At 65.1% G+C, this 21,498-nt stretch carries 21 protein-coding genes; 2 read left to right on the top strand and 19 right to left on the bottom strand.

Translation table 11 applies throughout. The annotated features are described in order from the left end of the window. Positions 1–62: 62 nt before the first annotated feature. The 6 genes from OEJ37_RS21570 to OEJ37_RS21545 form a co-directional block, all read right to left on the bottom strand. Positions 63–1,925, bottom strand: coding sequence for a methyl-accepting chemotaxis protein (locus OEJ37_RS21570; protein WP_263345472.1), 1,863 nt, complete (start codon positions 1,923–1,925; stop codon positions 63–65). 139 nt (positions 1,926–2,064) lie between these two features. Further along, entirely contained in the window at positions 2,065–3,027 is a 963-nt protein-coding gene (locus OEJ37_RS21565) for a hypothetical protein (RefSeq protein ID WP_263345471.1), read from the bottom strand. 48 nt (positions 3,028–3,075) lie between these two features. Further along, positions 3,076–3,744 (bottom strand): flagellar motor protein MotB, encoded by a 669-nt coding sequence (locus tag OEJ37_RS21560; protein ID WP_263345470.1) that lies wholly within the window; start codon positions 3,742–3,744, stop codon positions 3,076–3,078. Between the two features lie 39 nt (positions 3,745–3,783). Further along, the gene (locus tag OEJ37_RS21555; protein WP_263345468.1) at positions 3,784–4,548 is read right to left on the bottom strand and encodes a flagellar motor protein; all 765 of its coding nucleotides are present in this window, start codon (positions 4,546–4,548) and stop codon (positions 3,784–3,786) included. A gap of 13 nt (positions 4,549–4,561) precedes the next feature. Further along, positions 4,562–5,800, bottom strand: a complete 1,239-nt coding sequence (locus OEJ37_RS21550; protein ID WP_263345466.1) for a cyclic nucleotide-binding domain-containing protein — start codon at positions 5,798–5,800, stop codon at positions 4,562–4,564. 238 nt (positions 5,801–6,038) lie between these two features. Beyond that, positions 6,039–6,701, bottom strand: coding sequence for a glutathione S-transferase family protein (locus OEJ37_RS21545; protein ID WP_174420141.1), 663 nt, complete (start codon positions 6,699–6,701; stop codon positions 6,039–6,041). Between the two features lie 288 nt (positions 6,702–6,989). Here OEJ37_RS21545 and OEJ37_RS21540 point away from each other — a divergent pair, with 288 nt between their 5' ends. Then, positions 6,990–8,348 carry a polyhydroxyalkanoate depolymerase gene (locus tag OEJ37_RS21540; protein WP_175943403.1) on the top strand — a complete coding sequence of 453 codons (1,359 nt, stop codon included), beginning with the start codon at positions 6,990–6,992 and terminating at the stop codon, positions 8,346–8,348. Positions 8,349–8,469: 121 nt separating this feature from the next. Here the strand turns inward: OEJ37_RS21540 and OEJ37_RS21535 are convergent, their stop codons facing one another. From OEJ37_RS21535 to kdpF, 13 genes are all read right to left on the bottom strand, one after another. Beyond that, positions 8,470–8,940: a DUF3761 domain-containing protein gene (locus OEJ37_RS21535; protein WP_047901531.1), complete on the bottom strand. Its 471-nt coding sequence runs from the start codon at positions 8,938–8,940 to the stop codon at positions 8,470–8,472. A 62-nt stretch (positions 8,941–9,002) separates the two neighbouring features. Continuing rightward, positions 9,003–9,140: an HHHH-motif protein gene (locus tag OEJ37_RS21530; RefSeq protein WP_175917578.1), complete on the bottom strand. Its 138-nt coding sequence runs from the start codon at positions 9,138–9,140 to the stop codon at positions 9,003–9,005. Between the two features lie 344 nt (positions 9,141–9,484). Beyond that, positions 9,485–9,919 carry a cupin domain-containing protein gene (locus OEJ37_RS21525; protein ID WP_263345461.1) on the bottom strand — a complete coding sequence of 145 codons (435 nt, stop codon included), beginning with the start codon at positions 9,917–9,919 and terminating at the stop codon, positions 9,485–9,487. 213 nt (positions 9,920–10,132) lie between these two features. Beyond that, the gene (locus tag OEJ37_RS21520; protein WP_152862146.1) at positions 10,133–10,900 is read right to left on the bottom strand and encodes an ABC transporter ATP-binding protein; all 768 of its coding nucleotides are present in this window, start codon (positions 10,898–10,900) and stop codon (positions 10,133–10,135) included. A 24-nt stretch (positions 10,901–10,924) separates the two neighbouring features. After that, positions 10,925–11,638: an ABC transporter permease gene (locus OEJ37_RS21515; RefSeq protein WP_258283195.1), complete on the bottom strand. Its 714-nt coding sequence runs from the start codon at positions 11,636–11,638 to the stop codon at positions 10,925–10,927. After that, positions 11,635–12,324: an ABC transporter permease gene (locus OEJ37_RS21510; RefSeq protein WP_174420146.1), complete on the bottom strand. Its 690-nt coding sequence runs from the start codon at positions 12,322–12,324 to the stop codon at positions 11,635–11,637. The genes OEJ37_RS21515 and OEJ37_RS21510 overlap by 4 nt, the downstream gene beginning before the upstream one ends. A 175-nt stretch (positions 12,325–12,499) precedes the next feature. Further along, entirely contained in the window at positions 12,500–13,273 is a 774-nt protein-coding gene (locus tag OEJ37_RS21505) for an ABC transporter substrate-binding protein (protein ID WP_034182159.1), read from the bottom strand. A gap of 310 nt (positions 13,274–13,583) precedes the next feature. Then, the gene (locus tag OEJ37_RS21500; RefSeq protein ID WP_174420147.1) at positions 13,584–14,306 is read right to left on the bottom strand and encodes a response regulator; all 723 of its coding nucleotides are present in this window, start codon (positions 14,304–14,306) and stop codon (positions 13,584–13,586) included. Further along, positions 14,303–15,988, bottom strand: a complete 1,686-nt coding sequence (locus OEJ37_RS21495) for a DUF4118 domain-containing protein (protein ID WP_263345457.1) — start codon at positions 15,986–15,988, stop codon at positions 14,303–14,305. Before OEJ37_RS21495 ends, OEJ37_RS21500 begins: the two co-directional genes overlap by 4 nt. An 80-nt stretch (positions 15,989–16,068) precedes the next feature. Further along, entirely contained in the window at positions 16,069–18,117 is a 2,049-nt protein-coding gene (gene kdpB / locus OEJ37_RS21490) for a potassium-transporting ATPase subunit KdpB (RefSeq protein WP_263345590.1), read from the bottom strand. Positions 18,118–18,164: 47 nt separating this feature from the next. After that, positions 18,165–18,863, bottom strand: coding sequence for a potassium-transporting ATPase subunit KdpC (kdpC, locus tag OEJ37_RS21485; protein ID WP_217443156.1), 699 nt, complete (start codon positions 18,861–18,863; stop codon positions 18,165–18,167). A gap of 10 nt (positions 18,864–18,873) precedes the next feature. Then, a complete protein-coding gene (kdpA, locus tag OEJ37_RS21480; protein ID WP_263345454.1) occupies positions 18,874–20,577 on the bottom strand; it encodes a potassium-transporting ATPase subunit KdpA in 1,704 nt (567 codons plus the stop codon). Positions 20,578–20,715: 138 nt separating this feature from the next. After that, positions 20,716–21,024, bottom strand: coding sequence for a K(+)-transporting ATPase subunit F (gene kdpF / locus OEJ37_RS21475; RefSeq protein ID WP_208459172.1), 309 nt, complete (start codon positions 21,022–21,024; stop codon positions 20,716–20,718). 110 nt (positions 21,025–21,134) lie between these two features. Here kdpF and OEJ37_RS21470 point away from each other — a divergent pair, with 110 nt between their 5' ends. Next, positions 21,135–21,449, top strand: a complete 315-nt coding sequence (locus tag OEJ37_RS21470; protein ID WP_217443157.1) for a hypothetical protein — start codon at positions 21,135–21,137, stop codon at positions 21,447–21,449. Positions 21,450–21,498 lie beyond the last annotated feature (49 nt).

Genomic DNA, 21,498 nt, shown 5'->3' with positions numbered 1-21,498 from the left:
CTGCCGTGAACCCACGGCAGCCGTCCCTCAGAAACGCCTCATTCTAAAACGCGAAGCAGACTTTATTCATCCACCTTGAACGCCGACACCAGTTTGGTCAATTCCGCCGCCTGCTGTTTCAAGCTCTCGGCGGCCGCCGCACTTTCCTCGACCAAAGCCGCATTCTGCTGCGTCATCTGATCGAGCGACTGCACCGCGTCCCCAATCTGGTCGATCCCAGCACTCTGCTCCAGGCTAGCCTCAGCAATCTCACTCATCATCGCGCTGACGCCCTGCACCCGCGAGACGACATCCCTCATCACCTTCCCCGCCTCGCTAACCAACCGCGACCCGGTATTCACCGTCCCCGCGCTATGTTCGATCAGCGCCTTGATCTCCTTCGCCGCCTGCGCGCTGCGCTGCGCCAGATTCCGCACCTCCGAAGCCACTACCGCAAACCCACGCCCCTGCTCCCCGGCCCGCGCCGCCTCAACCGCGGCATTCAACGCAAGAATATTCGTCTGAAACGAGATGCTATCGATCATCACGATGATCTCGGAGATCCGCTGCGACGCGTCGCTGATCTGCTCCATCGTGCTCACAACTTCACCCACCACCTGCCCGCCGCGCGCCGCCGCATCCGACGCGCCGTTGATCATCTTCGCGGCCGTCGTCGCCGTCTCGGTATTGTTCCGCACCACGGCCGTGATCTCTTCCATCGACGAAGCCGTCCGCTCCAGGTTGCTCGATTGCCCTTCGGTGCGTTCGCTCAGATCCGCGTTCCCCGAAGCGATCTGCGCCGACCCTGTCGCAATCGACGCGGAAGCCGCACGAATCCGGTGAACCAGCGTCGACAGCGACGACACGAACCGGTTGAACGCATCCGACAACTGCCCGATCTCGTCCTGGCTCTCGACCGTCATCCGGCGCGTCAGATCGCCCTGGCCGCTCGCAATCTCCGACAGCAACGTCGCCGCACGCCGGATCGGCGCGGCAATCGCGCGCCCGACCAGCCAGATCACGAGCAGCGCGACACCCAGCCCCACCACGGCCGCGACCAGTGCCGCGCTGCGGATCGCGCGCGTCACCGGCCCGAGCAGTTCCGCCTGCGGCACCTCGACGACGACATACGCATTCAGCTCCGGAACGAACGACGTCGCGATGAAGCGCGCGCCGCCGTCGCCGTCGTAGCTCAGGTACGCATACGGCTTGCCGGCGAGCAGCGTCGAAGACGCATCGTCAGGCAGGCCATGCTGATCCTTCAGGAAATGCTTGCCGTCGATCAGCGACGTATCGCGATGCATCATGATCGCGCCGTCCGGACGCACGAGATACGCGAACCCGGTCTCGCCAATCCGGTATGCCGAGATGCCCTTCGCGAGCGCGTCGACGGACAGGCTCATGCTCGCCGCGCCGATCGGCATGCCATCGAGTTCGACGCGGCTGTTGATGAACATCATGTAGCCGCCGACGGTCACCTCGCGATCCATGTTCACGTCGAACGCCTTGCCGGACGACAGGAAACTAGTCAGCCACTGATCCTTGTCGGTAACCTTCCGCTGCAGGCCGGCTTCGTTGTAGTAGTTGCCGCTCTTCACCGACACCCACTGCACGGACGCCGCCTTCTGCTCGTCCTTCACGTTCTTCGCGAGTTGGATCCAGTTGCGCGTGCCGGCGTCGGGCTCACCATCGGCTTCCCATTGCAGCAGGAACGCATCGCGCGCGAGAATGCGCGACGCGGCGATCGGCCCGGCCATCTGACGCTGCACGTCGGCGCGGATGCCGTTCACGGCGGTCGGCAACTCTTCGCGGACGACGCGATCGCGCACCGCGTTGCCGATCAGACGGACGCTCAGCCCGCTCGAAATCGCGACGAACACGAGCAGGCAACTCGTCATGCTGAGAATCAGCTTGTTCTGAATGGAAAGCTTGCGCCAGAAATGCATGGGAACCCTCGGTAACCGCTCGGTCTGAGCCAGTTTGAGTTATCGGCATGCACGCACAGAAGCGCATCGCAGATTTCAGATATCGATCATGCGGGATTGGTTATGTCGTTGACAGGCGGGCGTCAGATAGATATTCGAGCTAACGTTTTTGCTCAATTGGATTCGGTGCACTCTCGCGCCGTTGAGCGTCGTGTGCAGCTGCAGGCGAGGCACCGTCTCCCGCCGACTGAGGCGTGATCCTGTATTCGTACACGGCGACGGCAAGTTTGAAGCCGACTGCGACTGTAACAGTCAAAACTAGAAACGATGCTGCGGTCATCTGTAGCAACGAAAACAGCACATCATTCGGGAACGCGGCATCGACTTCATCGAGCAGTTGCGCCAGTTCGTCACGGCCGTTTCCCTGAATAGTCAACAGCACCGGGCGCAAACGGTCCAGCATCGCTGTCACCGCAGCGTGCCTCTGAATCACGTCGGTTTCTTTCTCGATGATCTTGACCATCTGGCTCACCGACGGTCGGGAAGTACACGCGTCCGTAGTCACACCAAGACGGCATGTCTGCTCGGTCAATTCCCGAATTCTCGCGAGATCCGCATCGACCGCTGCGGCAGCCGGCCGCAGGAATCGCGTATCGAACGAATAGTAGGAAGTCACCAGAGAAAACGCGGCTCCAAATACTGACATCGCCGCGAATATCTCCCCAATCATCTTATACAGAGTGCGCTTTCTTTCAACCTGGCTCTTGAGGCTGCGCTTCAGATCATCAGGTGCGTCCTTCGGCAGATCACCAAATCTTGCATGTACCGCCATCAGCGATCGATGCCGCATGGTTCCGATTAACGCCACATAACCGATAGCCCACGGTAACGGTATCCAGCGCCACTGGCTCAACCACGGGTACGTAACATGACTTGCCATCCATGGATCCAGCCAGAAATGGCACACCAGTGTGATCACCAACGTGGTGGCAATCGTCTGGATGATCAAGAATCTGGGCGACAAATCGGCTGTCAATGCGCGCATCAGCAGTTGGGCAAAAGCCCGAACACTTCGCTTCCCAGTGCGATTTACAACTGCCACCACATTATTCTCCGTCGACATCGACAAATTCCCTCAGGTTCAAATCTTGGGTAAGCGTGAGTAATCCGATCAATACGCAACGAAGATCGTCACGCGCCGATTCCGCGCCCGCGCAGCGGCATCATCACCCGTCACAAGCGGCTGCGTATCGGCCCGCCCGATCGCCGCGAGGCGGTGCGGTGCCACACCGCGTTCGGTCAGGTAGCGCACGACGCTTCCCGCGCGCGCCGACGAAAGCTCCCAGTTCGATTCGTATTTCGCGTTCGCGATCGGCACGTTGTCCGTATGCCCTTCGACGAGAATGTCGCCGGTCGCGTGCTCGCTCAGTGCCTGCGCGATCTGGTTCAGCACGGGCGACGAATCGGGCAGCAAGCGCGCATCGCCGACATTGAACAGGATCTTCGCGTCGATGCCGATCTCGACGCCGTGCGGCGCCTTCACCAGCGAGATCCGGCCGTTCGTCTTCAACGAATCGAGCAACGCGAGCCAGGCCGGCGTGCGTTCGGGTGTGACGATATTGGCAGTATTCGCAGCGCCACCGGCGTGTCGCGCGAGCGTCTGGTATCGCGCGTCGAGCGCGTTGTATTTCGCGAGCTGGAGCACATACAGCGCGAGAAACAGCACCATCAGCGTCGTGATGAGATCCGCGTACGAAATCAGCCAGCGTCCGGACTGCGTGCCTTCGAGTTCGTCGTGGTCGCGATCGGCGGCGGTCGTACCGTCAGCTCGGGCTGTCATACCGAAGATCCCTGTCTGTCGTACCGCATACGCAGCACATCACGCGAGCGACTCGGCCGCACGCCCACGCACATCGCCGGTCAGCCGCGTTTCGATCGTATGCGGCGACTCCTTGCGCGAGATCGCCAGCAATCCATCGAGATACAGCTTGCGAAACCGCAGTTCGCTATCGATCTGCGCACGCAGCTTGCCGTAAAGCGGCAGAAACACGAGGTTCGCAAACGCCAGCCCGTACAGCGTCGCGATGAACGCAACCGCGATGCCCGGCCCGAGCTGCGCGGGTTCGAGGATATGACTCGTCACCTGAACGAGCCCGAGCACCGATCCGAGAATGCCGAACGTCGGCGCATAACCGCCGGCCTGCTGCCATACGCGCACGGCGGCCAGCCGGCTGCGCTCGTATGCGTCGAGTTCGCGCTGCAGTGCATCCTCGAGCACGGCGGTCGACACGCCGTTCGCCAGCAGTTCGAGCCCGCGGCGCGCGAACGGATGGATGCCGCTCACGTCCATCGATTCGAACGCGAGCAGCCCGTCGAGCTTCGCGCGATCGCCCCATTCGAGCAGGTCGAACAGGTGCTTGCGATCGACCTCTCTCGCGCGCACGAACGCAAGCCGCAACTGCCTTACCGCGTCGAAGAACCGCGCCGAGGTGTTCTGGATCATCACCGCGCCGAGCGTGCCGCCGAGCACGATGACGAGCGCCTCGAACTGGAACAGCATCGTGAAATGCCCGCCTTCCAGCGCGAAACCGAACACGATCGCCGCGCCGCCCAGCACCACACCGGCCAAGGTCAACAGATCCATACGCCTCCCCGTGTCACGCATCCGACGCCACGGACGCCGCACCCGTCGCCGGCGCCTTGGCCGCTCGAACGGCATCCAGCACGCGCTGTTCGATATCCTCGATCTCGATCGGATCGAGCTTGAGCTCGCGGCGCATCACCCACGACACCTCGTTGCGCCGCGCCTCGGTCATCACGGAAAACAGCTTGTCGGCCACCGCGCGATCGTCGAGGTTCGCGATCAGCTTCGCGAGATCGTACGTATCGAACGCGCTGATCACGTCGAACAGCGTGCGCTGGTCGACCCATACGAGATCCTCCAGCGCGCGCACGTCGCCACCGCGACGCGCGTTGCGCCGCGAAAAGTACGCGACACCCTTTTGCTCGACGTAACTGAGCACCTTCGATTTGCGGAACGCGAACACCTCGTCGGCAATCTCGCCGTTCGACAGCTTGTTGAGCAACAGCGTCTTCTCGACGCCGATCAGCGATTCGAGATCGGCCAGCTCGATGAGCTCGAGTTCGCTGTTGATCGACAAGTCGAGATCGTGATCGGCAACTTGCTGCGCGCGATCGATCACGCGCGCGGCATCGAATGTGACGACCTGGCGCGCATCCGACGAAGCCGCATAGTCGGCTGCACCGCCGACGTGGTCGGCCTGCGCGGCTTCGATCGTGACGAGATTGAGCTTCTCCATGCGCCGCAGCATCGCGAGCACGTGCGGCCGCGAATGGCCGGCAATCGCGCGGCATTTGCGGATCACTTCGGCGAGCGGCACCGAGGTTTCGGTCGCATGGGCCTGCATCGGCCGGCGCGCCCACCCGTCGCCGGATTCGCGCGCATCGGCGCCGGCCATCAGCGACAGCACATGCGCATACGACAGCACGCCGGGCATGAAGTCCGCGTGCGTGTAGGTCGCGAGCTGGTCGTCCTTGCGCTTCACGCGCCGGATCATCGTTCGCACGATATGGCGCAGCAGCGCCGACACGCGCTCGATTTCTTCATCGAGCATGCCGGCCGGCACGACCGTGAGCTGACAGAATGAAAGCGCCTTCGCGGTATGGGCACGCGGCTCGGCGGCGAGCAGCGCCGATTCGCCGAAGAACTCGCCGCGGCCGAGCGTCGCGACGATGACGCGCTTGTCGTCGCACCGCGTGGACAGCTCGACCTTGCCGTCGGTGATCAGAAAGATCACGGGCTCGCCCGCGAAGCCCTCCGAGTAAATGATTTCTCCGGGCGCCGCTGTACGCGTCCACGATTGCTGACGATTCACGTCGATTCCCCTGCTGCGCTGAATATTGCAGACTGCGCGCCGCACGTCGAAAGCATGCGTGTCGCGAGTCGTCCCCGTGACTCGTTTACGTCATCGGGCTCAACATCCTTTAGGGAATTCGCACTCGTTTCTGCGCGAAATCAAGGTAAAACGTTTGCGGATCGCGCGGCTGCATCGGGAAGTCAATTTCGATGCTTGCGCGTGTATTGCAATTGAAAGCACGCCGCGATCGCGCGCATCAAAACTCCATGTCGAGTTCGTCGATGTCTTCCTGCTCCGCCTTCGCCGCGTCGATCCACTCGGCGACGAACGGATGCGCGAGCACACGCATGCAGTACTCGGCGATTTCCGGTTCCAGCTTCACGTCGTAGGTCAGGAAGCGCGTGACGACCGGCGCATACATCGCGTCGGCAACGCCGATCTCCGCGCCGAACAGCCAGGGGCCGCCGTACGCGGCCAGACACTCGTGCCAGATCGTCACGATCCGCTGGATGTCGTGCTGCGCGCGCGACCAGATCCGGAAGCCGGGGAAATGCGCGCGCAGGTTCATCGGCAGCGCGGAGCGCAGCGCGCTGAAACCGGAATGCATCTCGCCGCAGATCGACCGGCAATGCGCGCGCGCACGCCGGCCTTCAGGCAGCAGCCGCGCCTGCGGCCGGATTTCGTTCAGGTATTCGGCGATCGCGAGGGTATCCCACACCTTGTTGCCGTCGTGCGTCAGGCATGGCACGAGAATCGACGGCGACAGCAGCAGCAGCTCCGCGCGCGACGCGGCATCGATCGGCACGCTGACGGTCTCGAACGGAAGCCCGCTGAGCTTCGTGAGCAGCCAGCCGCGCATCGACCACGACGAGTAATTGCGGCTGCTGATGGTCAGCGTCGTCAGTTCGGTTGATTCCATGTCGCTCCCCTGCTGAAAGCCGTTCGTGCCCCTGCACCGAAAGCGGACGCCGCACCCGTCACCCGCACCACGCCTGTGCGACGCATTCGCCGAACTGGCGCAGCGCCGCACCGCGTCGCGGCACGGGCCGCTCGCGAGACCGGCGCGGCAACGCGTCGCGTTCGGCTGCCGGTCGTCGCGTGCCGCCTGAACCGCTGCACTCCCGAACTGCGTGCAACGCGCGTGCCAGCTACGTGCTGGCACACGCCTTGCCTCGTTCAATGCAACGCAGCGCAACGAGCGATGGCCATGAACCTGCTTGCCTACCCGTTTTACCAATGGTCTGCCGAATGCCTGCGGCCGGCGCGCGCATGGGCTGCGACCACGCGCGCGACGATGTCGCTGTGGCCCCCATCTACGTCAACGCCGACGGGCCGCATGCTCGACGCACTGTGCGAACTGCTCGAATGCTGCGCGTTCTCGCATCGGCGTCCGCCGTTCGGGATCGCGTCGATCGCCGTCGACGGGGAAACGGTGCCGATCGTCGAGGAAGCGGCAGCGGCCACGCCGTTCGGCACGCTGCTGCATTTCCGCAAGGCGCGGCCGGTCGCGCGACAGCCGCGCGTGCTGATCGTCGCGCCGATGTCCGGGCATTTCGCGACGCTGCTGCGCGGCACGGTGCACACGATGCTGGCCGACCACGACGTGTACATCACCGACTGGCACAACCCGCGCGACATCCCGCTGACGGCCGGGCGCTTCGGTTTCGACGAATACGTCACGCACGTGATCGACTTCATTCGCCAGATCGGCCCGGACACGCATGTGCTTGCGATCTGCCAGCCGACCGTCGCCGCGCTCGCGGCGGTCGCGCTGATGGCGGCCGGCGGCGATCCGGCGCAGCCCGCGAGCCTGACGCTGATGGCGGGCCCGATCGACTGCCGCGTGAATCCCACGAAGGTCAACGCGCTCGCCACGAGCCAGCCGATCGAGTGGTTCGCGAAGAACCTGATCAGTGTGGTGCCGGCGGGTTTCGTCGGTGCGCAGCGGTGCGTGTATCCGGGCTTCGTGCAGGTCGGCGCGTTCATGTCGATGAACCCCGACCGGCATGCGGCGTCGTTCGCCGACCTGTATTACGAGCGCGCGAAAGGCGACCCCGCGAAAGCCGACACGCTGCGGCACTTCTACGACGAATACTTCGCGACGGCCGACCTCACCGCGGAGTTCTATCTGGAGACGGTCGAGAAGGTGTTCCAGCAATACGCGCTCGCGCGCGGCGAACTGACGGTGGGCGACAGGCTCGTCGAACCGGCGGCGATTCACCGCACCGCGCTGCTGACGATCGAAGGCGAGAAGGACGATATCTGCGCGGTGGGCCAGACGGTGGCCGCGCAGGAGCTGTGTTCGGGGTTGCCGCCGTATCTGAAGACGCACCATGTGCAGACGGGCGCGGGCCATTACGGCGTGTTCAACGGCAGCCGATGGGAAACGCAGATCTATCCGATCGTGCGCGCGACGATCCACGACAACGAACCGTACGATCGCACCGCGGATGCGGAAGGCAATGCGAACGGCACGCACTACGTCACGCTGCGCGCGCTGCTCGATGCGCGCGCAACCGAACACGATGCGGGGACCGTCGAACCCTCATCGCATCACGCCCACTGAATCCGGGCAACGACGCAACGACTGGCGTCGCAAATGAATCGCCCCGCCGGGATGGCGGGGCGTGATTTCCAGCAGCCTTCAGGCGACGCGCGAGCGAATGAACCCGCGCGCCCGGCTTGCGTTACGAACAGGCCTTGCCGTGCGACGCATGGAAGCCCTTCGCCTTCGCATCCGCTTCCGACATGTAGCTGCCGTGCTTCGTCTTGCCGTAGTACTTGTCGGTCGAGCAGTGATAGACCTTCGTGCTGTCGTTGGCCCACACCTTGCCCGCGCCACCGCCCGGCGCAGCAGCGGCGGTCGTCGCGGAGGCGCTCTTCGCGGGCGCGGCACCGGACGCAGCGGCAGCGGAAGCCGCCGTTGCCGGCGCCATCGCGGCCGGCGCGCTGGCTGCTGCCGCCGACGATGCGCCGTACCAGGTCTTCACGCCCTTATGGCCCGCACACGCGCCCTTCTTCGATGCGCCCGAGTAGAACGAACCGTCCTTGCACAGACCGGTCGTGCCGGCCGGCGCGCTGGCCGGAACCTGCGCGAACGCACCGATCGACACACCCATGCCGGCGACCAGCGCGGCGATCAACATCGTCTTTTTCATATTCCTCTCCTGATTTGCCTGAATGATCAATGCGTCTCGGGCGTACCCGAGGGAAATCCCGGTTACCGCACCCAGCGGCACACGCGATGGTGGTGATGGTCGTAGTGGCACACACGGTGCGAATGGGCTTCGGCAAGCGCCGGAGCGAGAACGGCGCAAGCCACTGCGGTGGCCGTCAGGATCTTCGCGATGCGCTTCATGGATTTCTCCCGGGTAGAGCAGCCGGTGATCCGGCTGGTACCTCCTTAACGCCGGCCGTCGACAGGCCGTGCACCGCGCAGCCCGCAATTGACGATCTTTGACACCGCGTAACAATCCGTCACGCGAAGCTGACGAATATCTTTCCTTTCTTTCCGGATCTTCAGCTTCGCGATCCTACGGAATTCGAATGATCGGATCGAAGGGGAAAGCAAGCCGCCGGTGTCGGCGGAGCAAGCGGAAAATTCCGGGAAGGATCAACAAAAAACCGCCCGAAGGCGGTTTGTCGCGAACGTGCGCACGGTGCACGTCGGTCGGCGCATGCGCGCGTCGGGAAACCGGGCAGCTACGCGCCCGTCTCTCCCCACGGCGTCGGCGCGGGCACGGCGCACGGCCCTTCGACGTCGATCGACTTGAAATCGGCGGGCCCGACGATCTCCAGATACTCCATGTCCGGCGAGTAGTCGAACAGGTAATGAACGATCCCTGGAGCCTGATGCACGCAGTCTCCGGCGGACACCAGCGTTTCCTGCTCGCCGTACATGAAACGCGCCCAACCCTTCAGCATGAACACGATATGGAACTCGGCCTCGTGACGGTGCCAGCCGGTGCCCGCCGTCGGTGCATGATTCGCCCTGACGAGTTGCGCGACCACCTTGCCGTTCGTCGCGGCCGCGATGCCGAGATCGCGATACAGGAAGAAGTCGCGCAGGCCCTCGCCTTGATACGCGGTTTCGTGCGGCTTCACGTGGGAAAAGGCGGTGGCGGTCGGTGTGCTCATCGTGGTGCTCCTTCATCGAAAGGATCAAGCCTGACAAGCATTTTGCGTTCCAGTTTGCGACGGCGCGAAGCCATGCGGGTTACCGCTCATGCGTGTCGCGCAGCGGCCTTTGACGGACGCGCTCGCGCAACTGTAAGCGTACTTCAATCTCCGCATCGCCCGTGACGCCATTGCAGCTTCACGGGCGATGTCACGAGCGATGCGCAACGCTGCCTACTTCAACCGACCCGACAAGAACTGCCCGAGCCGTTCGCTCTTCGGATTCACGAGAATCTCCTGCGGATTCCCTTCCTCCTCGATCTTCCCCTGATGCAGGAAGATCACGTGATTCGACACGTTGCGGGCGAAGCCCATCTCGTGCGTGACGACGACCATCGTGCGGCCCTCCTCGGCGAGCTTCTGCATCACCTTCAGCACCTCGCCGACGAGTTCCGGATCGAGCGCCGACGTCGGCTCGTCGAACAGCATCACTTCCGGCTCCATCGCGAGCGCGCGCGCGATCGCGACACGCTGCTGCTGGCCGCCCGACAGGTGCGACGGATACATGCCCTCGACGCGCGGCGCGAGGCCGACCTTCTCCAGATACTTGCGGGCCCGCGCGATCGCTTCGTCCTTGCCGATCCCGAGCACGGCCATCGGCGCCTCGATCACGTTCTCCAGCACCGTCATGTGCGCCCACAGGTTGAAGTGCTGGAACACCATCGACAGCTTCGTACGCATCCGCTGAAGCTGCTTCTGGTCGGCCACGCGCAGCGCCCCGTTGCGATCGCGCGTGGTCTGGATCGGCTCGCTGCCGATCGTGATCTGCCCCGAGCACGGCTGCTCGAGGAAGTTGATGCAGCGCAGGAACGTGCTCTTGCCGGAGCCGCTCGAGCCGATGATGCTGATCACGTCGCCGGCCTTCGCCTTCATCGACACGCCCTTCAACACCTCGTTGTCGCCGAATTTCTTGTGCAGGTTGTCAACGGTGAGCTTGTACATGCTTGGTCCTTCCTTGCGAATGCATTAGTGGCCGCGCGGCGAGAGGTACGCGAGCCAGCGCGTCTCGAGCTTGCGGAACGCCCAGATGAGCGCGAACACGACGGCGGCGTACAGCACGGCTGCGATGCCGTAGGCCTGGAACGACATGTACGTCGCCGAATTGACGTCGCGCGTGACCTTCAGGATGTCGGGCACGGTCGCGGTGAACGCGAGCGTGGTCGCGTGCAGCATCAGGATCACCTCGTTGCTGTAGCTCGGCAGCGAGCGGCGCAGCGCGGAAGGCACGATGATCCGCGTATAGAGCTTGAAGCGCGACATCCCGTACGCGAGCCCGGCCTCGATCTCGCCGGCCGACGTGGCCTTGATCGCGCCCGCGAAGATCTCCGTCGCATACGCGCATTCGTTCAGCACGAACGCGAGCAGCGTGCAGTTCATCGCGTTGCGGAAGAACGTATCGAGCAGCACGTGGTTGTGCACGACCTGAAGGCTGTAGATGCCCGTGTAGCACATCAGCAGCTGCACGTAGAGCGGCGTGCCGCGGAACACATACGTATAGAGCCACACGGGGCCCGAAATCCAGCGGTTCGACGATGCGCGCGCGATCGCGAGCGGCACGGCGAGCGCGAAACCGAGCGCGATCGACACGACCAGCAGCCACAGCGTGATCGCGAGGCCGCTGAAGCGGTAGCCGTCGGTGTACAGATAGCTTTGCCAGTACTGGCTGACGAGTTCGATCACAGTGCGAGCCTCCGGACGCCGACGGAATAGCGCTTCTCGAGGTGGTGCAGCACGACGTTGGATACCGTCGTGATCGCGAGGTAGATCGCGCCCGCGGCCAGCGTGAAGAAAAAGAAATCGAGCGTGCTCTTGCCCGCGTCCTGCGACGCCTTGACCACGTCGGCCAAGCCGATGATCGACACGAGCGCGGTGGCTTTCACGAGCACCTGCCAGTTGTTGCCGATGCCGGGCAGCGCGAAGCGCATCATCTGCGGGAACAGGATGCGGCGAAACACGCGCCAGCCGCCCATTCCGTACGCGAAGCCTGCTTCGAGCTGGCCGCGCGGCACCGCGAGGAACGCGCCGCGGAACGTCTCGGTGAAATACGCGCCGTAGATGAAGCCGAGCGTCACGACGCCGGCCACGAACGGGTCGATGTCGATCTGGTCCCAGCCGATCAGGTCGGTCGCGTTGTTCAGCAGGATCTGGATCCCGTAGAACAGCAGCAGCATCAGCACGAGGTCCGGCACCGCGCGGATCAGCGTCGTATAGAAGGTGCCGATCGACTTGAGCACACGGTTGGTCGACAGTTTCGCGCCCGCGCCGGCGAGCCCCAGCACGAGCGACGCGGCAAGCGACAGCACCGCGAGCTTCACGGTCTCGACCGTGCCGGCCCACAGCAGCGGGCCAAATCCTTGGAAGATCATATAAGGGATCCAGAACGATGTGGCTGGATTGTTAATAGCCATTAACCGCGCATCAAACGATATCTACGCACTACCTGATGCAACCTGCTCATCAAGCCCGACGCATCCCGTGACGCGGGCGGCGCCCGGCAACAGACGCGGCGCGCACCGCAGCCGATGCGCGCCGCATGGACGTTCAGCCGCCGTAGACGTCGAACGCGAAGTATTTCTTCTCGAGCTTCTTGTACGTGCCGTCCTTGATGATGTCGGCGATCGCGTGGTCGATCTTCGCCTTCAGGTCGGCGTCGTCCTTGCGCAGGCCGATACCCGCGCCGTTGCCGAGCGTCTTCGGATCGTCGATATCCTTGCCGGCGAAATCGAAGTTCGCGCCGCGCGGCGTCTTCAGGAAGCCGATGTCGGCCTGAACCGCGTCCTGCAGCGCCGCGTCGAGGCGGCCGGACATCAGGTCCTGGTACACGCCGTCCTGGTTCTGATAAGGCACGACCTGCACGCCCTTCGGCGCCCAGTACGCCTTCGCGTAGGTTTCCTGAATGGTGCCCTGCTCGACGCCGACCGACTTGCCCTTCAGCGATTCGGCCGTCGGCTGCAGGTTCGCGCCTTTCTTCGCGACGAGGCGCGTCGGCGTGTTGAACAGCTTGTCGGAGAACGCGATCTGCTCGGCGCGCGCCGGCGTCATCGACATCGACGACAGCACGCCGTCGAACTTCTTCGCCTTCAGCGCCGGAATCATCCCGTCGAAGTCGTTCTCGATCCACACGCATTTCGCCTTCAGGCGAGCGCAGATCTCGTTGCCGAGATCGACGTCGAAGCCGACGACCTTGCCGCTTGCGTCCTTCGATTCGAACGGCGGATAGCTGGCGTCGACGCCGAACCGGATCGTCGACCAATCCTTGGCGTGGGCACCGACCGCGATGCAGGCAAGGGCAATACTGAGCGCGAGTTTCTTCATGGTGTTCCTGTCAGAGGCGAACTGGGCAGGGGTCCCGCCGGGCGGCCCGTACCGGCGCTGCCGGCACGGCGAACTCCGCCGCGACCCCTTCCAACCCGGGAATCGCCCTGCCAGGCGACGCCCCAAGTTGTACATACAACTTTGCCTTTTCACAGGTATCGCCAGCAATCCGTGTTTATCTCTAATTGTCGGATGATTATGGCCATCGAACGCAATTTTCCTTAATTTTCAATTACCTATTGGTTACGCGATGCTGAATTCCGGCTTTCTTGACGCGTCCGGGAGCGGCCAAAGGGGACGCGCCACCTGTCTAGACCTCGCGAGCCGCGCCGACGGTTTCCAGTCCGACCAGCCGGTAGCCGAACTGCAGTTCCGTCAGCAGGTGCCGTGGCCTCGCCGGAACGGGTTCGAGCTTCTGCCGCAGGTTCGTCATGTACACGCGCACGTAGTGCGCGCGATCCGCGTCGTGAATGCCCCAGACCTCGGCCAGCAGTTGTCGCGCGGCAATCACGCCGCCGCGCGCGCGGATCAGCGCGGCGAGCAGCCGGAATTCGAGGCGCGTCAGATGGACGGGCTCGCCACCGCGCACGACTTCATGCCGGCCGAGATCGACCGTCACGTCGCCGAACCGCACGACCGACGACGCTTGCCCGTCGGCCTGCACGAACGCCGCGCGCCGCAACAGCGCACGCGCACGCGCGAGCAGTTCGGGCACGCCGAACGGCTTCGCGAGGTAATCGTCCGCGCCCGCGTCGAGCGCCGCGACCTTCTCCACTTCCTGCTGCCGCGCCGACAGCACGATCACGGGCACCGTCGACCACTCGCGCAGTTCGCGGATGAACGTCTTGCCGTCGTCGTCCGGCAACCCGAGATCGACGATCACGAGATCGGGCTTGCTGCTCGACGCATACATCCGCGCCTCGCGGGCCGTCGACGCCTCGCAGGTGTCGAGCCCTTCCTGTTCCAGCGCCATCCGGACGAAACGGCGAATATCCGCTTCGTCTTCAACGATAAGTACGCGCGATCTGATCATGTCCGGCTCTCGTGTTCGATGTCGGGCGGCGCGCCCAATGGCAGTCGAATCTCGAACCGCGCGCCGTGCGGATCGAGCGGCACCGCGCGGATCGAACCGCCGTGCGCGTTGACGATGCTGCGGCACAGTGCGAGCCCGAGCCCCACGCCGCTGATCGACGATTCCTTGCGTTCGCGCTCGAACGGCTCGAACAGCGGCTCGGTGTTGCGCGCGACGAAGCCGGGCCCGTCGTCCTCGACGAACACATAGAGCGTTTCGCCGAACACGCGCGCGCGCACCGCCACGGCCGCGTCCGCGCCCGCGTACTTCGCGGCGTTGTCGAGCAGGTTCATCAGCACGCGCTCGATCAGCAGCGCGTCGACGTCGATCAGCGGCAGGTCGGCGGGCAAGTCGGCGCTCACGTCACGGCCGGCCAGCACGCCGGCCGAATGCGCGAGCGCGCTGCCGACGATCTCGTCGAGCATGTGCCACTCGCGATTGAGCCGCACGCCTTCGCTCTGCATCCGCGCGAGGTCGAGCAGGTTCACGACGAGCCCGTGCAGGGCCTCGGCCTGATTGCGGATGCCGTGCGCGAGCGCCGCCGGCTGCCCGTCCGCCAGACGTTCCGGCCGCTCCAGCGTCTCGGCGAGCCCGCGAATCGCGGTGAGCGGCGTCTTCAGGTCGTGCGACACGGCGGCCAGCAGCGCATTGCGCAACCGCTCGCCTTCGATCCGGACGAGCGTGTGCTGCGCGACGTCGACGTAGTGCACGCGTTCGAGCGCCATCGCGATCGACGAGCACAGCGCGTCGATCAGGCGGCGATCGTCGGGGTCCGTCGGCACCGGCTGCGCGTCGCCGAACAGCACGAGCACGCCGCGCACGCGCATCGGCGCCTTCAGCGGCAGATACTGCGCGGCCGCGCGCTCGAACGGCGCGATCCCGCACCCGGCGCCGCGCGCGTGCTCGTACGCCCAGCGCGCGATCGGCGTTTCCACGAAGCCTGCGTGTTGCGTCGGCATCAGCCGGTCGTTCTCGTCGGGCAGCACGAGCGCGACGCGCACGCCGAGCAGCGGCGCAATCGTGCCGGTGCAGATCGATGCGATCTGCTCGGTCTCGATCGCGGCCGACAGATCGTGCGCGACCCGCGCGAGCGCGGCCGAGCGCTTCTCGTTCGCACGCGCGGCGCGCGCCTCCGCGCGCAGGCGCGCCGCGAGCTGGCCGATCGCGAGCGCGACGGCCAGCATCAGCGCGAACGTGAACACGTACTGCGTATCGGACACCGCGAACGACAATCGCGGCTCGACGAAGAAGAAGTCGAAGCAGCCGACGCAGACGAATGCGGCCCACGCGCCGGCCAGCCGGCCGAGCCGCAACGCGATCAGCACGACGGTCATCAGGAACAGCATCACGACGTTCGACAGGTCGAACACACGCAGCAGCGCGCTCGCCGCGAGCGTCGCCAGCGCGCAGACGAGCGTGGCCCACAGCAGCGGCGCCGCGTACTGCGACGCCCACACGCGCGTGCGCGGGCGTGCTTCGCGCACGGCCAGCCCCGGCCGCGTATCGGGCCCGGCGCCCGCGATGTGGTCGGCCACCCCAGCGCACGCACGCAGCACACGCCGCCAGCGGTCGCGGCCCGACGCGGTTTCCAGCGGCACCCTCGCCCGTCGATTCGCTTCGTTCACGTCCACATTCGCATCCATGATCGCTTCCGGCAATTGAAACGCCGAACGGCCCCGCGCACGCCGCGAAGGCGTGAGCGGGGCCGCGACGGCGCGTTCGGTCAGATAAACGGCGTCAACAGCATGTCGATCAGCTTGATGCCGATGAACGGTGCGACGATTCCGCCCACGCCGTAGATCAGCAGGTTGCGCGCGAGCAGCTTCCCGGCCGGCTCCGCGCGATACTTCACGCCCTTCAGCGCGAGCGGAATCAGCGCGACGATGATCAGCGCATTGAAGATCACCGCCGACAGGATCGCCGACGTCGGGCTGTGCAGCCCCATCACGTTCAGCGCGCCGAGCGCCGGATACGTCGCGACGAACGCGGCCGGGATGATCGCGAAGTACTTCGCGAGATCGTTGGCGACGCTGAACGTGGTCAGCGCGCCGCGCGTCATGATCATCTGCTTGCCGACTTCGACCACCTGCATCAGCTTCGTCGGGTTGCTGTCGAGGTCGACCATGTTGGCCGCCTCCTTCGCCGCCTGCGTGCCGCTGTGCATCGCGACGGCCACGTCGGCCTGCGCGAGCGCGGGCGCGTCGTTGGTGCCGTCGCCCGTCATCGCGACGAGATGGCCCTTCGCCTGGTGCTCGCGGATCAGCCGCAGCTTGTCCTCGGGCGTCGCTTCGGCAAGGTAGTCGTCGACACCGGCTTCCGCCGCGATCGCGGCAGCGGTCAGCCGGTTGTCGCCGGTGATCATCACGGTCTTCACGCCGACCTTGCGCAACTCGGCGAAGCGCGCGCCGATCCCGTGCTTGACGATGTCCTTCAGCTCGATCGTGCCCAGCACGCGCAAGCCGTCGGCAACGACGAGCGGCGTGCCGCCGCGCCGCGCGATGTCGTTGACGGCCGTCTCGACCGCATGCGGAAACGCGCCGCCGAGCGCATCGACGTGCGCGCGGATCGCCGACGCCGCGCCCTTGCGCACCTGCCGCTCGCCGATATCGAGGCCGCTCATCCGCGTACGTGCGCTGAACGGCACCGCGATGCCGCCATCGATTGCGGCTACCTCCAGCGAAAAGCGCTGCTTCGCGAGCGCGACGATCGAGCGCCCTTCGGGTGTCTCGTCGGCCAGCGACGACAGTTGCGCGGCCTCGGCCAGCGCGCGCTCGTCCACGCCGGGCGCCGGCCGGAACTGCACGGCCTCGCGGTTGCCGAGCGTGATCGTGCCGGTCTTGTCGAGCAGCAGCACGTCGACGTCGCCGGCCGCCTCGATCGCGCGGCCCGACGTCGCGAGCACGTTCGCACGCATCATGCGGCTCATCCCGGCGATGCCGATCGCCGACAGCAGCGCGCCGATCGTCGTCGGGATCAGGCAAACGAGCAGCGCGATCAGCACGGTCAGGCTCACGGCCGCACCCGATGCGTTCAGCAGCACGCTGAATTGCGAGAACGGCAGCAGCGTCACGCACACGAGCAGGAAGATGATCGTCAGCGCGACGAGCAGGATCGTCAGCGCGATCTCGTTCGGCGTCTTGCCGCGTTTCGCGCCTTCGACCATCGCGATCATCCGGTCGAGAAACGCTTCGCCGGGTTGCGCGGTGATCTTCACGACGATCCAGTCGGACAGCACGCGCGTGCCGCCCGTCACCGACGAGAAATCGCCGCCCGATTCGCGGATCACCGGCGCCGATTCGCCGGTGATCGCCGATTCGTCGACCGACGCGACGCCGTCGATCACTTCGCCGTCAGCCGGAATCGTGTCGCCGGCCTCGACGAGCACGATGCTGCCGGCGGCGAGTTCGTCGCTCGGCACGCGATGGCTGGTGCTGCCGTATTGCTTCGGCTCGTCGAGCACCTTCGCGTACACGCGCTTGCGCGCCGCGCGCAGCGCATCGGCCTGCGCCTTGCCGCGCCCTTCGGCCAGCGCCTCGGCCGCGTTCGCGAACAGCACGGTGAACCACAGCCAGCACGCGACCGCGAAGATGAAGCCGGCCGGCGCGTCGGCGGCGCCGGTCAGCGCCTGCAGCCACAGCACGGTCGTGACGATGCTGCCGAGATAGACGACGAACATCACCGGGTTCTTCAACTGCACGCGCGGTGCGAGCTTGCGGAACGCCTCGCGCAGCACGGCCGTCCAGCGCATCGGCGGCATGCCGCCGATCGGCATGGCCGCGGGGTTGATCGGGGTTTCGATATGGGACATGAATGACTCCGTTATTCCTGCTCTTTCCGAGCGCCGAATGCGCGGTCGAGCGCGAGATTCAGGTCGAGCACGCGCACGCGCGGTTCGCCGAGCACGCCCAGTTGGCGCGGCGATGCGATACGGTCGACCAGCGCCGCGACCTGCACGGCATCGACGCCGCGCGCATGGGCGACCCGCGCCGCCTGCAGCCGCGCGTTCGCGACCGAGATCTCCGGATCGAGCCCCGACGCGGACGCGGTGACGGCATCCGCCGGCACCGGCGTGCCGTCGGCGAGCGCGTTCTCGTGGCGGTACGCACGCACGCGCTGCGCGATGTCCGCGAGCAGCTTCTTGCTGGTCGCGCCCTGGTTGCTCGCGCCGCTGCCGGCCGCGTTGTACGGCTGGTCGACCGTCTTCGACGGATCGGCCGGATCGGCGCCGACCGTCGCACTCGGACGCGAATGGAAGTAGCCGGCGCGCGTGAAGTGCTGCCCGATCACCGCCGAGCCGATCGTCGTGCCGTTGCGCTCGACGAGACTGCCACGCGCCTGCGCCGGGAACAGCACGTTCGCGACACCCGTGGTGAGCAGCGGATACGCGATGCCCGTCGCGAGCATGAACAGCACCGACGATGCGATCACGGGCCGCACGAGGCCGCGCGTCGCCGCGCCGAACGAAGAACCGGGTGCCGGCGCGGCGACGGCCGCTGCCTGGTGATTGCGTTGAATCATGATGTTTCCCTCAGAACAGTTGGCCGCCCGACATCAGCAGGTGCTCGACGACCGGGCCAAGCGCGAGCGCGGGCAGGAACGTGAGACCGCCGACGACGAGGATCACGAAGATCAGCAGGCCGGCGAACAGGCCCGTCGACGTCGACAGCGTGCCGGCGCTTTCGGGCACGCTCTTCTTCGCGGCGAGGCTGCCCGCGACCGCGAGCATCGGCAGCAGCGTCAGGTAGCGGCCGATCAGCATCGCGAAGCCGATCGTCGTGTTGAAGAACGGCGTGTTCGCATTCAGGCCCGCGAACGCGGAGCCGTTGTTGGCCGTGCCCGACGTGTACGCGTACAGCACTTCGCTGAAGCCGTGCGGCCCGAGGTTCGCGAGGCTGTCCAGCGTCGAATGCAGCATCGCGGCCAGCGCGGTGAAGCCGAGGATGCTGAACGGATGCGCGAGCACCGCGAGCATCACGAGCTTCATCTCGCGCGCCTCGATCTTCTTGCCGAGGAATTCCGGCGTGCGGCCGATCATCATCCCGACGAGGAACACCGTGAGGATCGCGAACGTGAACAGGTTGATCAGCCCGACGCCGTCGCCGCCGAACACGTTGTTCAGCATCATCTGCGCGATCGGCACGAGTCCGCCGAGCGGCGTCAGCGAGTCGTGCATCGCGTCGACCGAGCCGGTGGTCGCCGCCGTCGTGACGGTCGCGAACAGGCTCGTCTGCGCGATGCCGAAGCGCATCTCCTTGCCTTCCATGTTGCCGCCCGGCTGCACGGCGCTCATCTGCTGGTCGACGCCGAGCCCGGTCAGCAGTGGGTTGCCGTGCTGCTCGGCCTGATAGATCACGGCCAGGAAGCCGACGAACATCACGACGAACGCGCCGAGGATCACCCGGCCCTGGCGGCGCCGGCCGATCATCGTGCCGAGCGTATAGGTCAGCGCGGACGGAATCAGCAGCATCGACAGCATGTGCAACGTGTTGGTGAGCGGCGTCGGGTTCTCGAACGGATGCGCGGCGTTCATGCTGAAGAAGCCGCCGCCGTTCGTGCCGATGTGCTTGATCGATTCGAGGCTCGCGACAGGCCCCATCACGATCTGCTGGCGCGCGCCTTCGAGCGTGGTCGCCCACGCGTCGGACGCGAGCGTCTGCGGCATGCCCTGCCACACGTACACGAGCGCCATCGCGAAGCTGAGCGGCAGCAGCACGCGATAGGTCACGCGCGTGAAATCGACCCAGTAGTTGCCGATGTCGGCCGCGCTCTTGCGGCTCAACCCGCGGATGAAGCCGCCCGCGGCCGCGATGCCGGTTGCGGCGCTGACCATCATCAGGAACGTGATGACGGCCATCTGCGAGAAGTTCGACAGGCTGCTCTCGCCCGCATACGCCTGCCAGTTCGTGTTCGTGATGAACGACGCGGCCGTGTTGAACGCGAGGTCGGGGCTTTGCGCGGCGCGCTGCAGCGCATCGAACGGCAGCGCGTCCTGGATGCGCAGCAGCAGATAGCCGAGCAGCATCATCCCGGCATTACTGAGCAGCAGCACCATCCCGTAACGCTGCCACGGCATCGCTTCGTCGGGATTCACGCCGAGCAGCGCATAGGTGCGGCGTTCGACCCACGCGTGGCGCGGGCTCGTAAAGGCGTGCGCAAGCCATTTCCCGACGACGGGCACCAGCGCCAGCATGATCGCGAGAACGATCGCGAATTGAATGAAGTTGTTAAACATGTCGACGCTCGCTCAGATCCGGTCGAGGCCGGTGATGAAACCGGCCGTCAGTGCAAAAAACGCAAGCGTGAACAATACGAAAAGCAGATCGCTCATGACATTCACCGATATTTTCGAATTCCTGTTGAATCGCGCCGATCAATACCGCTCGGGCTTGATCAATGCATGAAACAGATAGATAAAGAGCGCGATCGATAACGCGCCGGTGATCCACAACATGGCTTTCCCCTTTTTGTTCGTATGCGCGGAATATCCACGCGATCGTCGGCGTATCGACCCTTGCCGTGTCGGCGCGGGCCCGGATGACGCCCCCATGCTCATCTGGCGAATGGGATGCGACAGTGTAGAAATCCGCGTATCAAAGCGGTGTTCAATTTCCTTACGGGGAATAAAAAAGCTGTAAAGACAGAAACCGGTTGGCGCGGTGTTTTTATGCGTTCTTTTCACGGCCGGTTCGAGTCTATACACCGTATCGTCACGGCGATTCCTAGAATGAGCGCCATGTCCAACACGAGATCTCCGCGGTGCGGAGCACGATGCGACCCGGGGATGAACGCATGAAACCGACCAGAACCGAATCCGCTGCTTCACGCGATCTGCCGCCCGTTCGTTCGCGGCGCCGGTGCCCCGCGGACGACCTCGTGCTGCTGTCGATCCGCGTCGAATCGGACAATCTCGCCGTCGTGCGGCGCCTGTTGCATCAGGCTGTCGGCGCCGCGCTCAATTTCTACACGGCCGCGATCGACAAGCGCACCGGGCGCGCGTGCATCGAACTGGAAGTCGCGCGGTCGCAGGCGTCGCCGGCCATCATGGCGATCCTCCGCCTGCTGCCGGCCGCCGAGTTCGGCACGATCCGCTTGTTGCAGCACTAGCCGGCAGCCATTTCGGCCGCGCGACGCCACCCTTTCATCGATCCGAACG

The organism is Burkholderia sp. BKH01, assembly GCF_025685725.1.
Lineage (GTDB): Bacteria > Pseudomonadota > Gammaproteobacteria > Burkholderiales > Burkholderiaceae > Burkholderia > Burkholderia pyrrocinia_C.
Note: the sequence above shows the minus strand (reverse complement) of the source record. Positions and strands in the feature narration are given on the sequence as shown.